Below are 16,187 nucleotides of genomic sequence, written 5' to 3'. Positions count from 1 at the left end.
AATATGCCCGCACTTTTTTTGGTTGTATAGGATATTAGTTTTGTAAGGTTTTCTCCAGCTGTCTGATTTTCTCTTCAATATCAGCGATTTCCTTTTGAAGATCCTGCTGGTGCGGCTTGATTTCCTCCTGCCACCTTTTAATGCTGGTCTGAAGCTCTCCGCCTACGTCTTTAATGACTTCTGCGCTTTCTTTCGCCGTTTGGACAAGCTGGTCTTTAAGCGCCATTCCGTCTTTTTTTAACCGTTTGATTGTGTCCTCAATTGAATTGCAATTCGCTTTGATTTTGCCCCGCAGCTCTTTTCCGGATGAAGGAGCCGAAAGTAACACCGCTGCGCCTCCGATCAATCCGCCTACGAAAAGGCCTGTTAAAAGGGAACGTCCGTCAGCCATTTAAAATCACCCCGTTTTTTTTCTCATAACTTTTATCATTTTTGTTCAGAAGAATAAACTTCTATACATAGCTTGCTTTATTTTAGCATATTTTTTAAGGGAAAAGGAGGGAGAAGGTTGTCTGTCTTTATGATTGTTTTATCTTGTATGGCTCTTGTCTTTGCGGCGGGCGCCGTTTATTACCTGAAACTGCTCGGCCAGGCCGCTTCTTATCCGCCGAAGCGGGTCGTCCGCCAAAAGGCCATCGTCTGCTCAGCAGGAACCGCCCTCGCATTGTTCCTTATCTTTTTCACAAAACTTCTCGTATAAAACATGCTGAAACACATTAAAAAACCTCTTCCGGCCGGAAGAGGTTTCGGTATGCGGCTATTTCACCGTTTCAATCATATTGGACCGTTTTAAGATCGTCTGCACAATCGGATGCATAATGATAATGGCGATCGCATTCAGCGCAGCCGCCGGAAGGACGACCGCGAGCACCAAGGCGGTGAATCCCCCCGGCAGGCCGACAATCAGAAGGGCCAGCGCCAGAAAGAGCAAACCGGAGATGAAGGTGCCGGCTATTGTAATGACGGCGGCGGCCGCTGTTTTCACGCTCTTTTTCACCAAAAGCGCCAGCGCGAGAAACAGAAACGCCGTTACCGGTTTTTCAATGATATTCGGAAGCTGTCCGCCCGGAAAAGATGTCGTGAGTGCGGAAATGATTCCCGTTACAATCCCGATCATCAGCACGTTCTGCACACGGGGAAATAACAGAATACCCATAAACATCATCACAAGCATCATATCGGGTTTCATTCCGAATAATACCGGCGGCATAATGGAATGAAGCACCGCTCCGATTGCCGCAAACAGGGCCATAATGACTAATTCTTTTGTTTTCATACTAAGCTCTCCTCTGCTAAGCTTTTTCGCCATCCAATAATATGCTCGTCATTTATTGCGATGGCCGGAAAAATTGATATGCAAACAGTATATCAAAGGAACCGTTATGTTAGAAGAAATTTATTCGTTTTCCTGCTGGAACTTTTTCATAAACTGAGCCAGTTTTTCACAATCAGCCAGGCTGACGGCGTTGTAGATAGACGCCCTGCATCCTCCGACTGAGCGGTGGCCTCCGAGTCCGGTCATTTTAGCCGCTTTCGCTTCTTCAACGAATTTTTTCGTGAGACTGCTGTCGCGGAGGGTGAACGTGACGTTCATGTGAGAACGGCTGTCTTTTGCGGCATGCCCCGCGTAAAACCCGCCGCTTGCGTCGATTGTGCCGTACAGGACGTCGGCCTTTTCCTGATTGCGCCGTTCAGCCGCTTCGACACCTCCGTTTTCAGCCAGCCATTCAAGGACGAGGCTCAGCATATAAATCGCAAATGTAGGCGGCGTATTATACAGTGAATCGGCTTTTGTATGAGTGGAGTATTTCAAAATTTTAGGGACGTTGGCGTTTTCGTTTTCAAGCCATGATTTTTTCATGATGACGACCGTGACGCCGGACGGGCCGAGGTTTTTCTGGGCGCCGCCATAGATGACATCAAACGTTTTGACATCAATTTTTCTGCTCAGGATGTCGCTTGACATGTCGGCTACGAGCGGGATCGGTGAATTCGGGAACTCTTTCCACTGCGTTCCGAAAATCGTGTTATTGGACGTAAGATGCAGGTAGGCGCCGTCTTTGATTCCTGTGAGGTCCGCTTCCGGTATATGGTTGTGGTTTGAATCTGCGCTTGTTGCCGTGACGGATGTGTTTCCGAACAGTTTCGCCTCGGCGAGTGCTTTTTCAGACCATGCGCCCGTTACGATGAAGTGAGCCGTTTGCTCCGGCGTTAAAAAGTTCATCGGCAGCATGGAGAATTGAAGGCTTGCGCCGCCTTGAAGAAATAAAATATCATAATCGTCGGGAATATCCATCAGTTCTTTCAGAAGGCTTTTTGCTTTTTGATGCACCGCATCATATTCTTTGCTTCGGTGGGACAGCTCCATGACGGACATGCCGGTGTCATTGAAGTTGACAAATTCTTTCTGTGCTTTTTGCAGCACATCCAGTGGAAGGGCTGCGGGTCCTGCATTGAAATTCGTTGTACGTTCCATGTTTACGATCTCTCCCTGTTTTCCGCTTTAGTGTAAGAAATAATACAATTATCCTATCACAATTTTTTGATTTTTTTGATATGAAAAAATATAATTTTATGTTTTTTGTGTTGCCGGACGCAAAAAAACCTCATCTTTAAGATGAGGCAAGCCGTTTTCTGACGGTTGAAGCGATCTCCTGAAGATCGTCAGGCGTATAGTCTTCGGCGTGGGTCTTCCAGACAGCCCCGAAACCGTCGCCTTTTCCGTAACGCGGAATGATATGCATGTGAAAATGGAACACCGATTGGCCCGCTTTTTCACCGTTATTATTGAGAATATTCAGCCCGATCGGCTCGAATTCATCGCGGATGGCGCGTGCGACTTTCGGCACCGCTTCGAAATATTCTTTAGAAAGCTCAGGCGTAAACTCGTACACGTTTTCGATATGTGTTTTCGGAATCACGAGCGTATGGCCTTTTGTGACTTGGCTGATATCAAGAAACGCCACAACATGTTCATTTTCGTATACTTTTGAAGACGGAATGTCACCGGCAATGATTTTGCAGAAAATACAATCGTCCGCTTTGTGCATAGATGGGTTTCCTCCCTGAAAAGAAATATATGTATATTCTCATCGTACCACAAAAACGGTCAAAACAAAAAACAGGATGAACGGCTGCGCGTTCACCCTGATGCAGAAGTACGAGCTTTATCACAGAAAATTAAATATGCCTTTTGTAAGCACCTCATTTGTTTTTAAAATGAAGACTTATGGGTCTGCTTAATCATTCCTGGGACAAACACCTCATTTGATTATTTCATCATGAATGAAGAACATCATCAAAGCAGTGTGTGAAGAAATTGTAAGCACAGGACATGTTGATTTTCATCCAACTGTTCTAAGACGTCTTTTATAAACACCTCATTTTCAGTTGATTAAAGCTGTTTCCTTCTACATACATTATGATGTCCGCCAAAACGATAACTATGCACGCTTTTCACGTGAGAAAAAAAGGGAATCGTTTCAAATCAGACTTTATTTTTGGTACTATGAAGAAAAACGAATCAGAAGGGGAGAAATTATGTCTCTGCTATCGGTAAAAGACTTAACCGGCGGTTATACGAGAAACCCGGTCTTAAAAAATGTTTCATTCACCCTTGAGCCGAACCAGATTGTCGGACTCATCGGATTAAACGGCGCGGGCAAAAGCACGACGATCCGGCATATTATCGGATTAATGGACCCGCATAAAGGCTCGATCGAGCTGAACGGCAAGTCGTTTTCGGAGGATAAGGAAAGCTACCGCTCGCAATTTACGTACATCCCCGAAACGCCGGTGCTGTATGAAGAACTGACGCTCAAAGAGCATCTGGAGCTGACGGCCATGGCGTACGGCCTTTCCAAAGAAACGCTTGAAAAAAGGCTTCCTCCGCTTTTGAAAGAATTCAGAATGGAAAAAAGGCTGAAATGGTTTCCCGCTCACTTTTCCAAGGGGATGAAGCAGAAGGTCATGATCATGTGCGCGTTTCTCGCGGAGCCCTCGCTTTATATCATTGACGAGCCGTTTCTCGGCCTTGACCCGCTTGCGATCAATGCATTGCTGGAGCGGATGGACGCCGCGAAAAAAGCCGGATCAAGCGTGCTGATGTCAACGCATATCCTGGCTACGGCAGAGCGCTACTGTGACGCATTCATTATTTTACATAACGGCGAAGTGCGGGCAAGCGGCACACTGGAAGAACTGAGAGAGCAGTTCGGCATGAAAGACGCAGCTCTTGATGACTTGTATATTGAACTGACGAAGGAAGACGCCGGCCATGAATAATATGTCTACTATTTGGCAGTCCCGGCTTGAAGAGCATATAAAGGAAACCAGAATGTATATGAAATATATGCTCAATGATCATCTCGTCATTGTGCTGATCTTTTTTATTGCCGGCGCGGCGAGCTGGTACAGCAAGTGGGTCAAAGACATTCCCGTTCATTTTCCCTCTTTTTGGGTGATGGCGGTGCTCTTTTCATTTGTGCTGACCGGTTCATACGTCCGGACGCTGTTAAAGGAAGCGGACCTCGTGTTTCTGCTGCCGCTTGAACCGAAAATGGGGACATACTTTAAGCATTCATTTAAGTACAGCTATCTGTCACAGCTGTTTCCGCTTATTGCTCTGTCTCTTGTATGCATGCCTCTGTTTTTCGCTGTAAGTCCGGGGGCGTCGCTTGCGTCGTATGCCGCCATATTTATTCAGATGCTGGCGGTAAAAGCGTGGAATCAGGCCATGGAGTGGCGGATGACGTTTATGAATGACAGAAGCATGAAAATGATGGATGCGGTCATACGCTTTATCTGCAATATGCTGCTTTTATACTTCGTCTTACAGTCGTTTTATGTGTACGCTGCCGCCGTCTACATTGTGATGGCCGGCCTTTATGTGTATTTCACATCGGCAGCAAAACATAAATCATTAAAATGGGAAGCTCATATTGAATATGAATTAAGAAGGAAGCAGCGGTTTTACAGAATCGCCAATCTGTTTACCGATGTGCCTCACCTGAAAAAACAGGCAAAACGCCGGGCGTATCTCGACTTTTTGCTCAGAATGATTCCGTTTGAGCAGCGGAAAACGTTCTCCTATATGTATGCGCGGGCCTTTCTGCGTTCAAATGATTATCTCGGCATTCAGGTCAGGCTCACGATTATTTTTATCCTGATTATTATGCTCGTTTCCGCCAATCCGTGGATCACGGCGGCGTTAACCGTATTTACCGTCTTTATTACAGGAATACAGCTTCTTCCGCTGTTCGGGCATTTTCATCATCTTTCTCTGCAGGAGCTTTACCCGGTCAATCAGAAAGCGAAGCTGCAAAGTTTCTTTTCGCTGATGAAATCGTCATTAACCGTGCAGGCGCTGCTGTTCTGCGCAGCGTCAGCCTATGCCGCGGGAGTCAGCGGGGCGCTGTATGCGGCCGTTGCTTCAGCCGTTCTGATTTTTGTGATCATGCCATCGTATATGGGCGGAAGATTGAAAAAGTACGGCAAGCTGTAATCAATCGGGTTTTTGAAACCTCAATGAAAGAAGGAGACACAGATGACCGACGATCAGCAGCTGGTACAGGAAGCACTGCAATGGAAAGCGCGTTTTTTGCGCAAAGATTCCATGCTTGAACGCTTTTCTAAAGGAATGCAGGCGAAAATAAATGAGCGGATTCCCGAAAAAATTCATGCCGTCATCACAGAAAGCATTAAAAAAATGACCGAAGCAACAATGGCGGGTTCAAATCTGGTGAAAAGCAAGCGGGATACAAACGGTATGACGCTTGCTGAAAAAGATGCTCTCGCCAGACAAACCATCGCATCGTACCAAAAGGTCGCGGCAGCTGAAGGTATCGGTACGGGGGCCGGCGGAATTTTTTTAGGAATGGCTGATTTTCCTTTGCTGCTATCCATTAAAATGAAATGTCTGTTCGATCTTGCCTCCATTTACGGCTATGATGTGAAAGACAGGGATGAGCGATTGTTTTTGCTGTTTATTTTTCAGCTGGCTTTCTCAAGCGGTGAGCAGCGGAAACGCATATACTCAATGATTGAACAGTGGGATTCGAAAAAGCATGATGTCGATTGGAGAGTTTTTCAGCAGGAATACCGCGATTATCTGGACGTGGTGAAATTGTTTCAGCTTTTGCCGGTCGTCGGAGCCGCCGTGGGCGGAGCGGCCAATTATAAACTGCTGTCACAGCTCGGTGAGACGGCAAGGCACGTTTTTCATTTAAGAATTACAACAGCCGGTACGTAATGTACCGGCTGTTTTTTTTATGTCAGCGGGGGTAGCTTACCGCGGCGCCGATAAGCACCTTGGCGGCTGTCAGCATCGCTTTTTCATTAAAATCAAATTTCGGGTGGTGATGAGGATAAACGGTTTCCGCGTTTTCTAAAGCGGCGCCCGTAAAGAAAAAAGCGCCTTTTGTATGCTGCAGATAATAGGAAAAATCCTCTCCCGCCATCTGCGGCTCTCCTTCAACGACTTTCGTAACGCCGTCTGTTTCCGCTGCGGCTGCCGCCGCGTGCGCCGCTTCCTCAGGATGATTGACGACGGCGGGATAGCCGCGTTTGAAACGATATTCATAGGAAGCGGAGTGCATGGAACAGATTCCTTTTACGACGGCTTCTATTTCTGCTTCGAGCAGGCCGCGCACACTTTCGTCAAACGAGCGGACGGTGCCTGAAATGACTGCCTGATCGGCAATCGCATTAAACGGATTTTCAGCGGTGAACGAGCCGGCTGAGATGACGGCCGGCTGCACCGGATTTACCCGCCGGCTGACGATATGCTGAAGAGCCGTGACGATTTGTGAGCCGATTAAAACGGCGTCCTTCGTATCGTGAGGGATCGCACCGTGACCGCCTTTGCCGATGACTTTAATCGTAAAGCCGTCAGCGGCGGCCATTACTGGGCCCGGGCGGCATAAGACCGTTCCGACGGGTTCAGTCGCCCATAGGTGTGTGCCGAAAATGGCATCGACATGTTCGAGGCAGCCGTCCTCAATCATTGCTTTTGCTCCGCCGGGAGATAATTCCTCAGCGTGCTGGTGGATCATCACAAATGACCCTTTCAGCTTTTCCCGGTTGCGGTACAGCACTTTTCCGGCCGCGAGCAGAGCCGCCGTATGGCCGTCATGCCCGCAGGCGTGCATGACGCCGGGAATTTGTGAAGCATAGGGCACATCTTTTTCATCCTGTATCGGCAAAGCGTCAAAATCAGCTCTGAGTGCCACGACCGGTCCCGGTTCACCGCCTTCAATACAGGCTGTGACACCGTTGCCCCCGACATTCGTCCGGATGGGGACGCCGAGCTTTTCATAAAATGAGGCGATGAACGCCGGTGTTTTTTTCTCCTTAAAGGATGGCTCGGGATTCATGTGAAGGTGACGCCTGATTTCAACCATTTCCTCATACAGCCCGTCAAGCTGAGCGTTTAAGCTTTTTTGAAGTGTCGTTAACGTCAAAAGCGATGCCCCCTCGTCTGCTTTTCCCATGATTGTATAGAAAATGTCAGAAGATTTCAATCTTTTTGCTACGGGAGAATGATGATGGCGGCGATGGTCGTGATGATAAGTCCGGCCGCAACAGGGATAAAGTTTTTCCTGGCAAGCTCAAACGGGTCAACTTTACAAATAGCCGCAGCGGGAATCAGTGCCCAAGGGACCAATGTTCCGCCCCCGACCCAGATCGCTGAAATCTGGCCCAGCGCCGTTAAAACGGCCGGGTCCGTATGAAGCGCGGCAGAAAACAGCTTTGCCATCGAGCCTGCAAGAGATATACCGGAAAACCCTGACCCGTCGAGCCCGGTAATCGCACCGACTGCGGCCAGGGCGATGCCGGCGAATTCTCCGGACATCGGAAAAGAATGGGACAGGGCCAGTCCGAGGTCATTGACGATTCCCGCAGACCCTTTCGGCAGCGGGGTGTTCAAAATACTTTTAAACCCCGCGTCACCGAGATAAAAGAAGGCCGCGATCGGAATGACGGGGCCGAATACTTTAAAGCCGAATTGAAAACCGCCGATAAAATACTCGGTGATCTTTTCTAAATGCCGCTCTTTATATACAATGAAATGAATGATCAGGAGAATGCCGATCGCGGTTCCTCCGACGAGTGCCGTCGCATCGTTTCCTTGGAGGCGGTATACGATCATGCAGATAATATCGGCGAGAAAAACAAGCGGAATGAAAACCGCCAGGATCACCCTGAGTTTTTTCGGCAGATACATACTTGTGTCCAAAGAACCGGAGCTGTCCAAGGAGAGGGGGGCCTTCGTTTTTTTTCGATCCCGCATGATGAGGAAGAAAGCGGTGATTGTCGTCGTTAACCCCATGATCAAAACGAGCGGAATACTTGCCTGCATGACATCGCTCACTGGGATGCCCGCGGCATCGGCCGTTAATTTCGGGGCCGCCTGAATGACGTAATCGCCCGATAAAGCGAATCCGTGGCCGAACAGGTTCATCGCCATAGCCGCAGCGATCGGAGAAAGGCCCGCCCGGATCGCTGCGGGAAGCAGCACAGCGCCGATCAGCGCCACCCCGGGTGACGGCCAGAAAAAAAGAGAGATGGCAAACATCAGACAGCCGATAACCCAATACGCGACAGCCGGCCCTTTCATCAGCTTTGCAAACGGAGAAATCATCGCTTCATTAATACCGGTTTTGGTCAAAAGGCCGCTCATCGCCACGATAAAACAAATGATAAAAATCGTCGGCAGCAATTCTCCGGCGGCATACGTAAAGCTGTGAAACAGGCTGCTGACCGAAGCGGAGAATGAATGCGTCGTCCATAGCGCAATCACAAAAATGCCGGCGAGTGAAATAAAGGTTGTATCTTTTCTGAGAAGCATAAAAACGATAATGGCCGCGATAAAAGCAACATAAAGCAGATGTACCGAGTAGACGCCGATCCCCAATTGAACCACTCCGTTTATAAATAGGATTGCTACAGGGTATTCATAGGCGGGCGGAAGGTGCAAAGAAGGATGCGTAAAATCGGGACATCAAAAAAGCCGGAGAATCTCCGGCGGTTTTTTAGTCTATTGCGTAATAAGCGGTTACATAAGACGGACGGGAAAAAATAGACGTCGTGTCGATACCGGCAGATGTTCCGCGTTTTTTATGAGCTTCCTGATAAGAGTTTGACTGCTGCCAATCCTGAAAGGCTTTTTCCTCTTCCCACAGGGTCAAAATGACATACGTATCGCCTTCGAGCGGTCTTAATACGCGGATGGCTTTAAAACCGGGTTCATTTTCCACCTTGCCGGCGCGGTTTTTAAACCGGTTTTCAAACAGCGGACGGCCTTCCTGGGTAACGGCGATGTTGTTGAGGACGGCGTAGCCCGGATTTTTGATTTCCCCGACGCTGTCGATGCTTTCATAGGAATGGGGCGCCTGAAAAACGGTTTCTCCATTTGTTTCATGAATTAAAACCGCATTATCCTCCCCTTGCATCAGCACCATATTCTCACTCGGGTGTTTCTTGGCAATCGTCTTTAAAAAATCGGCTGTCCCGTATGTAATATAAACCTTCATATCAGCCACCTCCTGCTTGCTAGTATATCAAAAGAGTGGTATAAGTTTCTATTGGCGACTCATTCTGACATAATTCGAAACAATATTTCCCATACTACAAGTTAAGAAAGGCGAGGTGACTTATGCTGAAAAAGAAAAAAAGATTCTTTATTCCGGCTGTAATTGCGGCGGCAACCGCTTTTCTCGCGTTAATCGGATACATTATCATTATATTTCTCGGCCATTATGTCATCGATGAAAAGAAATTAATACTGCACGCATCTTCAAAAATCGTCGATCAAGACGGTGATGAAATCGCGAGCCTCTATACGGAAAATCGTGAGCCGGTATCCATTCAGCAGGTTCCGGAAGATGTGAGAGATGCCTTTATCGCCGTTGAAGATAAACGGTTTTACGAACATCACGGCATTGATGTGAAGTCTGTCGGCCGGGCGGTGTTCCGGGATGTTTTAGCAGGCGGCAAGGTGGAGGGCGGAAGCACGATCACCCAGCAGCTGGCGAAAAACATTTTTCTGACTCATGATAAAACATTTTTGCGCAAGACGAAGGAAGTCATTATCGCCATCAATCTTGAGCGTGATTACAGCAAGGACAAGCTGCTTGAAATGTACCTGAACCAGCTTTATTTCGGCCATGGCGTTTACGGCATTCAAGCCGCGTCCCACTACTACTTTAATAAAGAAGTAAAAGATTTAACCGTTGCAGAAGGAGCCGTTCTGGCAGCGATTCCGAAGGCGCCATCTCTTTATTCGCCGATTCAGCATCCGGATAAAAATAAAGAACGGCGCGATACGATTCTTGCAATGATGAACGATCAAGGCTATATCAGCGCCAAGGAAGCCGTCAGAGCCCAGGGCCGGACATTGGGGCTTAATGTCAAGAAAACATCAGAAACGCCTTGGTTTGACAGTTATATCGATCTTGTCATCAAGGAGGCGGAAGACCGTTATTCGATGTCAGGAGAACAGCTGCTTCAAGGCGGCTATACGATCCGGACGTCACTTGATTCCAAGCTGCAGAAAACGGCATATACCCTCATGAAGGAAAGCGGCTATTTTCCGGGGACGGATCAGGCGGCAGAGGGAAGCGCCGTCTTTATTGATAATAAAACCGGAGGCGTGCGCGCGGCGGTCGGCGGGCGCGACTACGTGACAAAAGGATACAACAGGGTTACGGCGAAGCGGCAGCCGGGCTCAACGTTTAAGCCGATTGCCGTATACGGGCCCGCCATGCAGGAAGACAAGTTCAAACCGTATTCGCTTCTCCAAGACAAACTGACGTCCTACGACGGGTATGAACCGAAAAATTATGACGGACAGTACAAGGGGGAAGTGACGATGCAGGATGCGATCACTTACAGCATAAATGCGCCCGCTGTCTGGACATTGAAGCAGATCGGCGTGGATACGGGAAAATCGTATCTTGAGAAAAACGGCATGAACATTTCTGACAACGGACTCGCGATTGCGCTGGGCGGTCTGTCTGAAGGCGTCACTCCGCTTCAGCTTGCCGGAGCTTATCATACCTTTGCGGCAAACGGAATGTATACGAAGCCATTTTTTATAGAGAACATCACGGACGAAGACGGAGAAACGCTATCCGGGCCTAAAAATGGCAAAACGCGCGTCTTCAGCGGACAGACGGCATGGAATATGACGAGAATGCTTCAGCAGGTCGTAAAAGAAGGAACTGCTTCACAAGGCAGCTATCAAGGTGACCTGGCGGGGAAAACCGGCACGACCACATTTACCGGCATCCCCGGCGCGACAAAGGACGCCTGGTTTGCGGGATACACTCCCGGACTGACGGGAGCCGTCTGGATGGGCTATGACAAAACGGATAAAACCCATTACCTGAAAGGCGGAAGCCAGTACCCGGTCAGACTCTTTAAAGATATCGTCACAAAAGCGGGGGAAAACGGCCGGACATTCAAAAAGCCTGAAAATGTGAAGGAACTGGGCAGCCCGATTGAGCTGGAAGCGGTAAAATCCCTGTCGGCCCGTTATACATTTAAGGCGATGGGACTGATTACGGTTCAATTAAAATGGGATATTCAAAAGGATGATCGGGTTGTTTACCGAATATATGAGAAGAAAGACGGAAAAGACAAGCTTCTGGATTCGGTGAAAGGAAAAGGCAGCTTTGACATACCGTACGCCAATCTGTTTTCAGGGGCTTCATACAAAGTCGTTCCATTTAATTCGCAGACGAATCAAGAAGGAGAGGGAACGGAATACGTTCAGCCGAAGCTTTTTTCTTCTTAATCATGAATTCGGCGATTTTTTGAACATTAAGCCTCAATTCTATACCATTCAGAAAAAACAAGGTATAGTGTAATGGGCGAAGAACACGAACGTATGGTTGCAGGAGGAAAGGTGGAAATTCAGATGAGTAAACGAGAAGCGTTTAATGATACGTTTTTAAAAGCGGCACGGGGAGAAAAAACAAATCACGTCCCTGTCTGGTACATGAGACAGGCGGGGAGGTCTCAGCCGGAATACCGCAAGCTGAAAGAAAAGTACGGCTTAGTCGAAATTACGCATCAGCCCGAGCTGTGCGCGTATGTGACGAGGCTCCCGGTCGAGCAGTACGGAGTGGACGCTGCCATTTTATATAAAGATATTATGACGCCTCTTCCTTATATCGGAGTGGATGTTGAAATAAAAAACGGAATCGGCCCGGTGATCGATCAGCCGGTGCGCTCTGCTGCGGATATTGAAAAGCTCGGCGAACTGAATCCCGAACAGGATGTTCCTTACGTGCTGGAAACGATCCGATTACTCGTAAACGAACAGCTGAATGTTCCGCTCATCGGTTTTTCGGGAGCGCCTTTTACGCTGGCCAGTTATATGATTGAAGGCGGGCCTTCTAAAAATTACAACAAAACAAAAGCGTTTATGCACAGTATGCCGCAAGCGTGGCAAATGCTGATGGACAAGCTCGCGGACATGATTATCGTTTATGTAAAAGCGCAGATTAATGCCGGCGCAAAAGCCATTCAGATTTTTGATTCATGGGTCGGCGCGCTGAACCGCGAAGATTACCGGCAGTTTATAAAATCGGTGATGGACAGAATATTCCGGGAGCTCTCAGCAGAGCAAGTTCCGCTGATCATGTTCGGCGTAGGCGCAAGCCACCTGGCCGGGGATTGGCATGACCTTCCTCTTGATGTCGTCGGTCTTGATTGGAGACTCGGCATAGATGACGCCAGAAAACAAGGCATTACAAAAACGGTTCAGGGCAATCTTGATCCGTCGCTTCTTCTTGCGCCTTGGGAAGTCATCGAGAAAAAAGCGAAAGCGATACTTGATCAAGGCATGAAAACGGACGGGTTTATTTTCAATTTAGGTCACGGCGTATTCCCTGATGTCAATCCGGCAACGCTGAAAAAGCTGACGGCGTTTGTACATGAATATTCCGCGGCCAAAAAAACGGAACAATCTTCCTGAGCAGATCGTTGGTTATAAGAAGATTTTCCTGTCAAAATCAAGGTAGACAGACCATCAAAAGAGGTGTTTAACAAAATGAGCAGCAAAAAGAAAATGGGACTTCTCGTCATGGCTTACGGAACGCCTTACAAAGAAGAGGACATAGAACGTTATTATACACATATCAGACGCGGAAGAAAGCCGGAGCGGCACATGCTTCAAGACTTAAAAGACAGATATGAAGCGATCGGAGGCATTTCTCCGCTGGCAAAAATCACGCAGGAGCAGGCGGAGAAGCTCGCACAGCGTTTAAATGAAATCCAGGATGACGTAACATTCAAAGTGTACATCGGATTAAAACATATTGAACCGTTTATTGAAGACGCGGTGGCGGACATGCATAAAGACGGCCTTACAGAAGCTGTCAGCCTTGTGCTCGCCCCTCATTTTTCAACATTCAGCGTCCAGTCATACAACAAACGCGCGAAAGAAGAAGCGGAGAAGCTCGGCGGCTTGACCATCAAGTCTGTTGAAAGCTGGTATGATGAACCGAAATTCGTTGATTATTGGGTCGGCCAGGTGAAGAAAACGTATGAATCAATGCCGAAAGAAGAACGGGATGACGCGATGCTGATCGTCTCAGCGCACAGCCTTCCTGAAAAAATTAAAGAATACGGCGATCCGTATCCTGACCAGCTGGAGGAATCCGCAAAACTGATTGCCGAAGGCGCCGGAATTACCGATTACGCAGTCGGCTGGCAAAGCGAAGGGAACACTCCTGATCCGTGGCTCGGGCCGGATGTGCAGGATCTCACGCGCGAGCTGTATCAAAAGCATCCTTATAAAGCATTTGTATACGTGCCCGCAGGCTTCGTTGCCGATCATTTAGAGGTGCTTTACGATAATGATTATGAATGCAAAGCTGTGACCGAAGAAGTCGGCGCAAGCTACTATCGTCCGGCCATGCCGAACGCACAGCCTGAATTTATCGACGCGCTTGCAGCGGTCGTGCTGAAAGAGCTGGACAAGTAGAATTAAACGGTAAAGAAGGCGATAAAAATGAGTGGCGATAAAAAACATCTGGTCATCATCGGCGGCGGCATAACGGGATTAGCCGCCGCCTTCTACATGGAAAAAGAAATCAAGGAAAAACAGCTGCCGCTTGAGGTCACCCTGATCGAAGCGGGCCCGAGAGCGGGCGGCAAAATTCAGACGGCGCATAAAGACGGCTACATCATTGAGCGGGGGCCGGATTCTTTTTTAGAAAGGAAAAAAAGCGCGCCGCAGCTCGTTAAGGATTTGGGGCTTGAGCATCTGCTCGTCAACAATGCGACCGGCCAGTCTTACGTGCTCGTCAATGAGACGCTTCATCCGATGCCGAAGGGCGCGGTGATGGGCATTCCGACCAAAATCGCTCCGTTCATCTCCACCGGTTTATTTTCTGTTCCCGGAAAAGCGCGGGCGGCGCTTGACTTTGTCCTGCCTGCGAGCAAACCGAAGGAAGATCAGTCTCTGGGTGAATTTTTCCGCAGACGCGTCGGTGACGAAGTCGTTGAGAATTTAATAGAACCGCTATTATCAGGGATTTATGCCGGAGATATTGATAAGCTGAGCCTCATGTCAACGTTTCCGCAATTCTATCAGACTGAGCAAAAGCACAGAAGCCTGATTCTCGGTATGAAAAAATCACGTCCGCAGCCTTCGGGACAGCAGCTGACGGCCAAAAAGCAGGGCCAGTTTTTAACGCTGACGACAGGGCTTCAAACGTTGGTGGAGGAGCTGGAAAAGCAGCTTACGCTGACAAAGGTGATGAAAGGAACGAAAGTCACCCATATCGGCCGCGAGGAGAAAGGATATTCCGTGACGCTTGATAATGGCAAAGTGCTCTATGCGGAAGGATGCATAGTGACAGCCCCGCATAAAGCCGCGGCGAAAATGCTTTCTGATCTGCCGGCGGTTTCATGTCTCAAAGATATGCATTCTACGTCCGTTGCCAACGTCGCCTTAGGTTTTCCTGAGGGAGCCGTCAAAATGGAGCATGAAGGTACGGGATTCGTTATCTCAAGAAACAGCGATTTCTCCATCACGGCCTGCACATGGACGAATAAAAAATGGCCGCACGCGGCGCCGGAGGGCAAAACACTTCTCAGGGCGTACGTCGGAAAGGCCGGAGATGAATCCATCGTAGATCTTTCAGATAACGAGATCATTAAAATCGTAATGGAAGATTTGAAAAAAGTAATGAAAATAAATGGCGAACCGGAAATGACCTGTGTGACCCGCTGGAACGAAAGCATGCCGCAATACCATGTCGGCCATAAGGAGCGCATCAAAGAGTTCAGAGATGCGCTGAAAGCTTCCTATCCGGGCGTATACGCGACGGGCGCGTCTTTCGAAGGGGTGGGCATCCCCGACTGTATCGACCAGGGAAAAGCCGCCGTATATGATTCACTCGCTTATTTATTTGAAACGTACCAGCCTCCGTTATCGTAAAACGGAGGTTTTTTGCATGTTCCCGTTCTGTAAAGGGAACACCAATAAAGAGAAAAAACATTTGAATCTTCTTTGCGACTGTGATAAGTTATCTTATGTACAAAATGACTAAAACGTTCAAACGGTCAATTTAACGAGGTGGGAAACATGTCCGTCGATCGGAAAAAGCTCATTCTGGAAGCGGCAACGAAGTCTTTTACACAATTCGGCTACAAAGCAACGACAATGGATCTGGTGGCAAAGCTTGCAAATGTGGGGAAGGGAACCATCTACACGTTTTTCAAAAACAAAGAAGAACTGTTTGATGATATTTTCACCACTATTTTAAGAGAAATGAAGGAACACGCAGACGAAGCGATGAAACCGGAGCTTTCATTTCACGAAAATGTTCACCGGGCGCTTGTCGCGATTTTGGAATTCAGAAAAACACACCAGCTGACTATTAAAATTTTTCAGGAGAACGCCGAGATTGGTACAATAGCCGTTCAGGATGTCATTGCGAAAATGGAGCGGGCCATTCTGTCATACATTAAAGAAAAGATAGAAACAGCCATTGAAAACGGAAGCATTAAACCGTGTGATCCGGAACTGACCGCTTTTGTGATGCTCAAGCTCTACATCGCGCTGATATTTGACTGGGAAAAAAACCATCCGCCTCTTGAAAAAGAGACGATCGCCGAATTGCTGGAAATGTATGTTGGTCAAGGATTATCTAAATAATAGATGATCCTTC

General features: G+C 48.1%; 16 protein-coding genes. 9 read left to right on the top strand and 7 right to left on the bottom strand.

The annotated features are described in order from the left end of the window. Positions 1-34: 34 nt before the first annotated feature. Entirely contained in the window at positions 35-391 is a 357-nt protein-coding gene (locus C5I45_RS14485; protein WP_007409224.1) for a YtxH domain-containing protein, read from the bottom strand. Positions 392-508: 117 nt separating this feature from the next. Between C5I45_RS14485 and C5I45_RS14480 the strand changes: the two genes are divergently transcribed. Beyond that, the gene (locus C5I45_RS14480; RefSeq protein WP_007409223.1) at positions 509-700 is read left to right on the top strand and encodes a membrane protein YhzF; all 192 of its coding nucleotides are present in this window, start codon (positions 509-511) and stop codon (positions 698-700) included. A gap of 57 nt (positions 701-757) precedes the next feature. Here the strand turns inward: C5I45_RS14480 and C5I45_RS14475 are convergent, their stop codons facing one another. From C5I45_RS14475 to C5I45_RS14465, 3 genes are all read right to left on the bottom strand, one after another. Next, positions 758-1,276 (bottom strand): tryptophan transporter, encoded by a 519-nt coding sequence (locus C5I45_RS14475; RefSeq protein ID WP_003155234.1) that lies wholly within the window; start codon positions 1,274-1,276, stop codon positions 758-760. Between the two features lie 120 nt (positions 1,277-1,396). Beyond that, positions 1,397-2,476: a 3-phosphoserine/phosphohydroxythreonine transaminase gene (gene serC, locus C5I45_RS14470; protein WP_025852104.1), complete on the bottom strand. Its 1,080-nt coding sequence runs from the start codon at positions 2,474-2,476 to the stop codon at positions 1,397-1,399. A 136-nt stretch (positions 2,477-2,612) separates the two neighbouring features. Continuing rightward, positions 2,613-3,050 carry an HIT family protein gene (locus C5I45_RS14465; RefSeq protein WP_003155232.1) on the bottom strand — a complete coding sequence of 146 codons (438 nt, stop codon included), beginning with the start codon at positions 3,048-3,050 and terminating at the stop codon, positions 2,613-2,615. 490 nt (positions 3,051-3,540) lie between these two features. Here C5I45_RS14465 and C5I45_RS14460 point away from each other — a divergent pair, with 490 nt between their 5' ends. From C5I45_RS14460 to C5I45_RS14450, 3 genes are read left to right on the top strand one after another with little or no spacing between them, the layout of a single operon-like run. Then, entirely contained in the window at positions 3,541-4,284 is a 744-nt protein-coding gene (locus C5I45_RS14460; RefSeq protein ID WP_025852101.1) for an ABC transporter ATP-binding protein, read from the top strand. Beyond that, a complete protein-coding gene (locus C5I45_RS14455; protein WP_025852099.1) occupies positions 4,277-5,503 on the top strand; it encodes an ABC transporter permease in 1,227 nt (408 codons plus the stop codon). Before C5I45_RS14460 ends, C5I45_RS14455 begins: the two co-directional genes overlap by 8 nt. A gap of 42 nt (positions 5,504-5,545) precedes the next feature. Further along, positions 5,546-6,250, top strand: a complete 705-nt coding sequence (locus C5I45_RS14450) for an EcsC family protein (protein ID WP_003155229.1) — start codon at positions 5,546-5,548, stop codon at positions 6,248-6,250. Positions 6,251-6,272: 22 nt separating this feature from the next. On the opposite strand, the gene C5I45_RS14445 is transcribed toward C5I45_RS14450, so the two are convergent. The 3 genes from C5I45_RS14445 to hmoB all read right to left on the bottom strand — a co-directional run bounded on the left by C5I45_RS14445 (position 6,273) and on the right by hmoB (position 9,533). After that, positions 6,273-7,460, bottom strand: coding sequence for a M20 family metallopeptidase (locus C5I45_RS14445; RefSeq protein WP_014304730.1), 1,188 nt, complete (start codon positions 7,458-7,460; stop codon positions 6,273-6,275). Positions 7,461-7,528: 68 nt separating this feature from the next. Beyond that, positions 7,529-8,914 (bottom strand): hypothetical protein, encoded by a 1,386-nt coding sequence (locus C5I45_RS14440; protein WP_057080119.1) that lies wholly within the window; start codon positions 8,912-8,914, stop codon positions 7,529-7,531. 118 nt (positions 8,915-9,032) lie between these two features. Continuing rightward, positions 9,033-9,533 carry a heme-degrading oxygenase HmoB gene (gene hmoB, locus C5I45_RS14435; protein WP_003155224.1) on the bottom strand — a complete coding sequence of 167 codons (501 nt, stop codon included), beginning with the start codon at positions 9,531-9,533 and terminating at the stop codon, positions 9,033-9,035. 122 nt (positions 9,534-9,655) lie between these two features. Here hmoB and C5I45_RS14430 point away from each other — a divergent pair, with 122 nt between their 5' ends. The 5 genes from C5I45_RS14430 to C5I45_RS14410 all read left to right on the top strand — a co-directional run bounded on the left by C5I45_RS14430 (position 9,656) and on the right by C5I45_RS14410 (position 16,174). After that, entirely contained in the window at positions 9,656-11,797 is a 2,142-nt protein-coding gene (locus C5I45_RS14430) for a transglycosylase domain-containing protein (protein WP_069013597.1), read from the top strand. 123 nt (positions 11,798-11,920) lie between these two features. Further along, complete coding sequence (gene hemE, locus C5I45_RS14425) at positions 11,921-12,982, top strand: uroporphyrinogen decarboxylase (protein ID WP_107994595.1); 1,062 nt, start codon at positions 11,921-11,923, stop codon at positions 12,980-12,982. Between the two features lie 75 nt (positions 12,983-13,057). Then, positions 13,058-13,993, top strand: a complete 936-nt coding sequence (hemH, locus tag C5I45_RS14420; protein ID WP_107994467.1) for a ferrochelatase — start codon at positions 13,058-13,060, stop codon at positions 13,991-13,993. Positions 13,994-14,020: 27 nt separating this feature from the next. Further along, positions 14,021-15,454, top strand: a complete 1,434-nt coding sequence (hemY, locus tag C5I45_RS14415; RefSeq protein ID WP_003155220.1) for a protoporphyrinogen oxidase — start codon at positions 14,021-14,023, stop codon at positions 15,452-15,454. A gap of 147 nt (positions 15,455-15,601) precedes the next feature. After that, positions 15,602-16,174 carry a TetR/AcrR family transcriptional regulator gene (locus C5I45_RS14410; protein WP_003155219.1) on the top strand — a complete coding sequence of 191 codons (573 nt, stop codon included), beginning with the start codon at positions 15,602-15,604 and terminating at the stop codon, positions 16,172-16,174. The last annotated feature ends 13 nt before the right edge of the window (positions 16,175-16,187 follow it).

This window comes from Bacillus sp. ZY-1-1, assembly GCF_003047165.1.
Classification (GTDB): domain Bacteria; phylum Bacillota; class Bacilli; order Bacillales; family Bacillaceae; genus Bacillus; species Bacillus velezensis.
The sequence above is the reverse complement of the archived record's forward strand: the minus strand, read 5'-3'. Positions and strand labels throughout refer to the sequence as shown.

What these genes read in the sequence shown, in the direction of transcription:
- C5I45_RS14465 (WP_003155232.1), bottom strand. Translation starts at nt 3,050, where the DNA reads ATGCACAAAGCGGACGATTGTATTTTCTGCAAAATCATTGCCGGTGAC.
- hemH (WP_107994467.1), top strand. Translation starts at nt 13,058, where the DNA reads ATGAGCAGCAAAAAGAAAATGGGACTTCTCGTCATGGCTTACGGAACG.
- C5I45_RS14485 (WP_007409224.1), bottom strand. Translation starts at nt 391, where the DNA reads ATGGCTGACGGACGTTCCCTTTTAACAGGCCTTTTCGTAGGCGGATTG.
- C5I45_RS14455 (WP_025852099.1), top strand. Translation starts at nt 4,277, where the DNA reads ATGAATAATATGTCTACTATTTGGCAGTCCCGGCTTGAAGAGCATATA.
- C5I45_RS14450 (WP_003155229.1), top strand. Translation starts at nt 5,546, where the DNA reads ATGACCGACGATCAGCAGCTGGTACAGGAAGCACTGCAATGGAAAGCG.
- hmoB (WP_003155224.1), bottom strand. Translation starts at nt 9,533, where the DNA reads ATGAAGGTTTATATTACATACGGGACAGCCGATTTTTTAAAGACGATT.
- C5I45_RS14460 (WP_025852101.1), top strand. Translation starts at nt 3,541, where the DNA reads ATGTCTCTGCTATCGGTAAAAGACTTAACCGGCGGTTATACGAGAAAC.
- C5I45_RS14475 (WP_003155234.1), bottom strand. Translation starts at nt 1,276, where the DNA reads ATGAAAACAAAAGAATTAGTCATTATGGCCCTGTTTGCGGCAATCGGA.
- C5I45_RS14430 (WP_069013597.1), top strand. Translation starts at nt 9,656, where the DNA reads ATGCTGAAAAAGAAAAAAAGATTCTTTATTCCGGCTGTAATTGCGGCG.
- C5I45_RS14410 (WP_003155219.1), top strand. Translation starts at nt 15,602, where the DNA reads ATGTCCGTCGATCGGAAAAAGCTCATTCTGGAAGCGGCAACGAAGTCT.
- serC (WP_025852104.1), bottom strand. Translation starts at nt 2,476, where the DNA reads ATGGAACGTACAACGAATTTCAATGCAGGACCCGCAGCCCTTCCACTG.
- hemY (WP_003155220.1), top strand. Translation starts at nt 14,021, where the DNA reads ATGAGTGGCGATAAAAAACATCTGGTCATCATCGGCGGCGGCATAACG.
- hemE (WP_107994595.1), top strand. Translation starts at nt 11,921, where the DNA reads ATGAGTAAACGAGAAGCGTTTAATGATACGTTTTTAAAAGCGGCACGG.